Here is a 4,709-nt window from a genome sequence, read left to right on the forward strand (position 1 = left end):
CAGCAGGTCTTCGGTCTGCATGCGGCGCCCGGAATCGGATTGCACAGTCACCCGCTGCATCCTGCCGGCGTTCGGGAAATCGTTGACGTAAGCGGAGCCCAGATTGGCCGATATCGTCGAATTGATATCGGCGAAGGTAACGCCGAACGTGTTCGCCTTTTCGCGGTCGATCAGGAGATTGACCTGGGCTGCGTCGGGCATGCCTTCAACCCGCACGCCGGTGATGACCTCACTCTTTGCCGCAGCCGCGAGCAGCTGGTCGCGGGCGGCGGCGAGGGCGACCTGGCCACGGCCCGACCGATCCTGTAGACGGAAGCTGAAACCGTTGGACGTGCCAAGGCCCTGGATCGGCGGTGGCGAAAGCGCGAAAGAGACCGCATCCTTCATCTGGAAGAGCGCACGGTTGGCGCGCCCAGCGATCGCCGCGGCCGAGTTCTGTTCGTCGCGCTCGCTCCAGTCATCGAGGGTAACGAAAGCAAGACCGGCATTCTGGCCCGCGCCTGAGAAGCTGAAGCCGTTGACCACGATCATACGGTCGACCGCTTCCTCGCCCATGAAGATCGTCTCGACGGTTTCGGCAATAGTCCGCGTGCGGTTGCTGCTCGATTCCGGCGGCCCCTGGATATCGACGATCAGAAAGCCTTGGTCTTCGTTCGGCAAGAAGGAGGTGGGGAGCTGAATGAAGGACCAACCGAGACCGACCAGCAGCGCCAGGTAGATGATCATGAAACGGCCTGTCCGCTTCACGATCCAACCGACGCTCGAAGTATAGCTGCTCGTCGTCCGGTCAAAGCCGCGGTTGAACCAACCAAAGAAGCCCTTCTTCTCGTGGTGCCCCTTGCTGATCGGTTTCAGGAAACTGGCGCACAGCGCAGGTGTCAGCGATAGCGCCAGGAATCCGGAGAACATGATCGACACGACCATCGTCAGGCTGAACTGCCGGTAGATGACGCCAACGGCTCCCGGGAAAAACGCCATGGGCACAAAGACGGCCGTGAGAACCAGCGTGATGCCGATGATCGCGCCGGAGATCTGCTTCATGGCCTTGCGCGTCGCGTCCCTTGGCGACAGCCCTTCTTCGGCCATGATGCGCTCGACATTTTCGACCACGACGATGGCATCGTCGACCAGGATGCCGATCGCCAGCACCATAGCAAACATCGTCAAGACGTTGATTGAGAACCCCGTGGCCAGCATGACCGCGCAGGTTCCGAGCAGCGCCACCGGAACGACCAGTGTCGGGATGATCGTGTAACGGAAGTTCTGCAGAAACAGGAACATCACCGCGAAGACGAGCACCATTGCTTCAAGAAGCGTATGGATGACCTTTTCGATCGACACTTTCACGAACGGCGAGGTGTCGTAGGGGATGGCGTATTCCAGGCCTTCGGGGAAAAAGCGGGACAGCTCCTCCATCTGCGCCCGGACGGCTTCGGATGTCGCCAACGCGTTGCCCGTCGGCGACAGCTGTACCGCGATCGCTGCGCTTGGCTTGCCGTTCAGCCTGGTGGAGAAGTTGTAGTTTTCCGCGCCGACCTCTATGCGCGCCACGTCCGACAGCCGGACCGACGAGCCGTCGGGATTGGCGCGCAGCACGATGGAGCCGAATTCTTCGGCGGAGGTGAGCTGGCCCTTAACCAGGACGGTGGCCGAGATCTGCTGCGTGATCGGGTTGGGATCCGCCCCGATGCGGCCAGCGGCAACCTGCGCGTTCTGTGACCGGATCGCATTGGTGATGTCGTCCGATGTGAGCTTCAATCCGACCATCTTGTCAGGATCGATCCAGATGCGCATGGCGCGCTGCGTCGCAAACAGCTGCGCGCGGCCGACACCGTCGATACGCCGGATTTCGCTGAGCACGTTGCGGCTAAGATAATCACCAAGACCGACGACATCGAGCGAACCGTCCGTCGACGTAAGGGCGACCATCATGAGGAAGCCACTGCCGGCCTCTTCAACCTGGATGCCCACCTGCTTGACGACCTGCGGCAAGCGCGGCTCAACACGGCGCACAGCGTTCTGTACGTCGATGGACGCCTGGCCGCTGTCGGTCCCGGGAGCAAAGGTCGCGGTAATGCTGACCATGCCGGAGGAATCGGAGGTCGATTCGAAATAGAGGAGCCCGGCAACGCCGTTCAGCTCTTCTTCGATGGGCCGGGTGACACTTTGGTAGATGTCTTCGGGTGCGGCGCCGGCATAGGTCGCGGAAATGGAGACCTGCGGTGGCGCCACGTTCGGATATTGCGCTACTGGCAGGAACGGAATGGCGATGACGCCGGCGAGCATGATGAAGATCGCCACGACCCATGCGAAGATGGGTCGATCGATGAAAAACTGAGGCATGTTTTCTGTCCTTAGCCGGCCTTGGGCTTGCTAGCCGGCTCCACCGAGCCGGCGCTGCCAGTTGCTGGCGCCGTATCCTGGGGCTTCCATGTCTGGGCGGTCACCGGAGCACCGGGCTTGACCTTCTGGAAGCCTTCGACGACGACCTTGTCGCCTGCCTTGAGGCCTTCTTCCACGACCCAACGGTCACCAGCCACGCGTCCAACCCGAACCGTCCGAAGGTCCGCCACGTTACTGTCAGTCACGACATAGACTTGCGATCGCCCGCCAGAATCGCGCTGGATCGCCTGCTGCGGAATCGCGATGGCGTTCTGCTGGATCCCTTGCTCGATTAGCACGCGGACATACATGCCCGGCAGTAAGTCCCCTTCAGGATTGGGGAACTCGCCACGAAGCGTCACCTGTCCGGTGGTGGCGTCTACCGCCGCCTCAAGGAACAGGAGTTTGCCGGGGTGCGCGTATTCACTGCCATCATCCAGTCGAAGCATAACGCGAGCGGCACCCGCCTCGGCATTCGTCAATGCGCCGTTTTCGAGCGCGCGCCGAAGCCGGAGAAGCTCGTTCGCCGACTGGGTAAAATCGGCATAGACCGGATCGATCTGTTGAATGGTGGCCAGGCTTTCAGGGCCATTGGCGCTGACGAGCGCGCCTTCCGTGACCATGGCACGGCCGATGCGTCCGGAGATCGGTGCCGTGATTTCGGCGTAGTCCAGATTGAGTTGCGCCGTCGTAAGTCCCGCGGTGGCAATCGCCACATCCGCGTCTGCCTGCGCGAGTGCCGCCACCGCGTTGTCGAGCTGCTGGCCGCTGGAAACGTTGCGTTCGCGCAGCTCGTTCTGCCGGTCAGCCTGCTGGCGGGCCTGAAGTTGGACGGCTTGCGCGCGCTGCAGGGTCGCCTCTGCGCTCGCCACCTGTGCGCGGAACAGCGCCGGGTCGATCCGATAGAGCACGTCGCCTTCCTTCACCAGGCTTCCCTGTTCGAAGACGCGCTCGAGCACGATGCCCGAGACGCGTGGCCGCACCTCGGCGATGCGGGTTGGGGCAATGCGTCCTGGCAGTTCGTTCAAAATGGGAAGGGTTTCTGGAACAACCTCGATGACGCTCACGGCGGGGGGAGGAGGGGCAGCCGGCTGCGCCTCTGCAGAACTTTTGGCATCACTGCATCCAGAAATAACAGCGAAAAGGGCGGCGGCCGCTGTAAGTTTCAGCGGCAAAACGTAAGTACGCATGAGAGAATCCAGAAAAAGTTGACGTTTGCCGGGACGGCTAGCGAGGCCGTGGCGATGAATGTGTTTAGCGGTAGCTGTGAGCGATCAACCGCCAGTCGGCGAATTGGTGTCTTGGGAGCGCAGATGTTCCGCGTCGACCAGCCACTGGATGTCGCGCAGAATGTTTGTACGTTCGGCGTCAGACCAGGGGTTCAGATTGTGCAGTTCGAGCCTCTTGAGCCCCTCGAGCGCCAGAAACGCTAGGATGGCACCACGCGGGTTTTCCGCCGTTTCTGTGACCGAATCGATCGATCGTCTATAGGTGGCCTGCACATAGCCACGCGCTTCGGCGTTCTGGGCGAGGGCGGCGACCAGATTTACAGCGACGGCTCGCACATCATCACGGATCGGTTCGGCTGCCGCCGCAATAAGTCCATTGATGGACGCGCTCGAAACCGAACCCAGGCTGTCCGTGGTCGCTCGGATCCGCTCTGCTTCAGCTTCCAGGCGCCGCCGTATGATGGCATTGATGAGCTGCTGCTTGGATTTGTAGTCGTAGATGACGCTCGCTTTGCTGATCCCGGCTTCGGTGGCTACGGCATCAAGCGTCACATGCGCGGCGCCATCACGGACAACCACGAGCTCCGCCGCATCCAGTATGTCGCTCTGTTCGATTACCCTTGGACGGGCCATACGTTCACGCCTGCGCTGTCTAGAATTAATTTCCGACTGGTTGGTTATTATAGGTGCGACGCAACAGAAAGTTCAATTCACCAATTTGTGTACCGAATGGCTAGCCGCAGCATGCCGGTGCGCTCGCAGTCTGGTCCATAGCTGCGATGTCCGGATGTGATAGAATAAGCACAGGGACACGTGCAGATACTGCAGCAGCACCTTCGCGCCTGCGATTGTGCGACAATACTGCCGCCCGGCCTTGTATCGGCGAGCACGCTCAAGCTTCAAAGGAAGTTCCATAATGCCTATTACGCGACATCGACATGTAGCGGGGGTGGGTTCTACCTTGAAGTGCGACTTTGCAGCGATACCAATGGGTTATCGTAAGCAAGGAAGCGCAGATGAAACGCACCTACTCGCAGATTGATCTCGATGAGCGGCGCAAGATCGCCCGCTGGCGTCAGGCTGGGGTCAGTGTCGATG

Annotated in this window: 3 protein-coding genes and 1 pseudogene; 1 reads left to right on the top strand and 3 read right to left on the bottom strand. The window is 60.8% G+C overall.

What is annotated here, in order from left to right:
* The 3 genes from AC1DWF_RS30345 to AC1DWF_RS30355 all read right to left on the bottom strand — a co-directional run.
* Positions 1 to 2,343, bottom strand: a 2,343-nt coding sequence (locus AC1DWF_RS30345) for an efflux RND transporter permease subunit (RefSeq protein ID WP_476842446.1), incomplete at its 3' end; no start/stop codon positions are given.
* 11 nt (positions 2,344 to 2,354) lie between these two features.
* On the bottom strand, positions 2,355 to 3,572 hold the full coding sequence (locus AC1DWF_RS30350) for an efflux RND transporter periplasmic adaptor subunit (RefSeq protein WP_476789160.1): 1,218 nt from the start codon (positions 3,570 to 3,572) through the stop codon (positions 2,355 to 2,357).
* Between the two features lie 84 nt (positions 3,573 to 3,656).
* The gene (locus tag AC1DWF_RS30355) at positions 3,657 to 4,244 is read right to left on the bottom strand and encodes a TetR/AcrR family transcriptional regulator (RefSeq protein ID WP_476787012.1); all 588 of its coding nucleotides are present in this window, start codon (positions 4,242 to 4,244) and stop codon (positions 3,657 to 3,659) included.
* A 383-nt stretch (positions 4,245 to 4,627) separates the two neighbouring features.
* On the opposite strand from AC1DWF_RS30355, the pseudogene AC1DWF_RS30360 reads away from it, so the two are divergent.
* Positions 4,628 to 4,709, top strand: a pseudogene (locus AC1DWF_RS30360) (integrase catalytic region); the annotation flags it as partial.

It is taken from the genome of Aminobacter sp. P4_D5 (assembly GCF_056401815.1).